General features: G+C 64.6%; 1 protein-coding gene. It reads left to right on the forward strand.

Annotation, left to right across the window (positions count from 1 at the left end; translation table 11 throughout):
• Positions 1-243: 243 nt before the first annotated feature.
• A partial coding sequence (locus XI05_RS00430) for a HAMP domain-containing protein (protein WP_271497799.1) occupies positions 244-1815 on the forward strand: 1572 nt, incomplete at its 3' end.

A 1815-nucleotide genomic window follows, 5' to 3' on the forward strand; every position in this document is an offset into this window, starting at 1 on the left:
CACTCGGCCAAGACGCTATCGAGCGAAAGCACCCGTCTCCGCGCCGAGCTCGACCGCTTCATGGGCAATATCCGGGCGGCGTAGGAAGGCGCGCCTTAACAAATCCCTGCGTCGCCTAACCGTCAGTTGCGGCGCCACAAATTTACCACAGCTTATCCTTTGCCCCGTAACGTGCGGGAGAGTCGGGACGCGGGCTGCTTCCCGGCTGCGCCTGGTTTTCCGCGAATGGAATGGGGTGGGGGAATGTCGGTGAAGTCCAAGTCGAGCCAATCGAAGTCGAGGCAATCGAAGCTGCCAACGCTGCGCTTTCGCGCAAAAATCATCCTCGGCTTCGTGGCGGTGCTCGCCATCCTCGCCGGCAGCATGGCGTTCGCCTATTTCGGCTTCGAGCGGATCGCAGGCGCCGTGGCATCCTACCGCACCAGCGTAGCGGAAGCCGACCAGGCGCGGACGGTCGATCGCGAGCTGATCGCCTATCAGGGGCTGACCCGAGCCTATACCCTGACCGGCGCCTTGGATGACGAGACTGCGGCCAAGGCTGCCGAGGGGAATCTGAAGAACGCGATCGCCAAGTCGATGGCTGCGACGACTGGCGCGGCCCGCCGTGAGCAGGTCGGCAAGCTCGAAGCCGAATTCCAGAGCTTTACGAAAGTCTTCAGCGAGATCATCGCGCTGACGCGCGAGAACGGCAAGATCGCGGCCGACGAGCTCAACAGTGTCGGCAACAAGATCCGATTCAAATTCGACGATCTCGCCGACACCGCAGCGCTGGCGGGCCTCGCCTCGGTGCAGACCACGGCCAAGGACATCACCTCGCAATATCTGGCGGTCTCCACCTCGGTCAGCGCCTTCGTGGCCAAGCCGGAGCCGAAGACCGCCGACGGCGTGATCGCCCGCATCAAGTTCCTCGAGACATTGCTGGTCTCCGTCTACGCGAACGACCAGAAGATCACGGATCGCGTCAAGGAGATCGGCGATCTCCTGAAGCAATACCGCGCCTCGTTCGCAAAGCTCACCGAGAACGTGAAGGTCGTCGTCAAGCTGAACGGCGAGATGACCAAGACTGCGGCAACCATCCTCAAGCTCTCGGCCGAGCTGCGTTCGGATCTGACCGCTGACCAGCAACGCATCGAGGCGAGCGCCAATGCGACGATCGGAGAGACCGAGCAGCTGATGCTGATGATGGCGCTCGGCGGGCTGGCTGTCGGCATCGTGCTGGCCTTGTGGCTCGGCAACGGCATCTCGCGGCCGATGATCGCGATGTGCAAGGCGATGCGCGAGCTCGCCTCCGGAAATTTCGACGTCGTGCTGCCCGGCTTGGGGCGCAAGGACGAGATCGGCGAGATGGCCGGCGCGGTCGAGGAATTCAAGATCCAGGCCGTTGCCAAGGCCGAGCGCGACGCCGCCGCGAGCGAAGTGCAGAACCGCGAGCAGGCCGCCAGCCGCCGCGCCGAGCTGATCCGCTTTGCCGACGATTTCGAGAGCGCGGTCGGTGCCATCGTCTCCAACGTCTCGGCCTCGGCCGTGCAGCTGGAATCGGCGGCCTCCACGCTGACCCGCACCGCCGAGACCACCCAGAGCCTGTCGAGCCAGGTCGCCGGCGTCTCCGAGCAGGCCTCCTCCAACATGCAGTCGGTGGCGACCGCAACCGAAGAGCTCTCGGCCTCGGTCGAGGAGATCGGCCGCCAGGTGCGCGATTCCAGCCGCATCGCAGAGGCTGCCGTCATGCAGGCCAAGGAGACCGACGGTCGCATCGGCAAGCTGTCGCATGCCGCCCAGCAGATCGGCGAGGTGGTCAAGCTGATCACCGCGATC

Origin of the sequence: Bradyrhizobium sp. CCBAU 11357, from assembly GCF_028128865.1 — a bacterium.
In the GTDB taxonomy this organism is placed as follows: Bacteria; Pseudomonadota; Alphaproteobacteria; order Rhizobiales; family Xanthobacteraceae; genus Bradyrhizobium.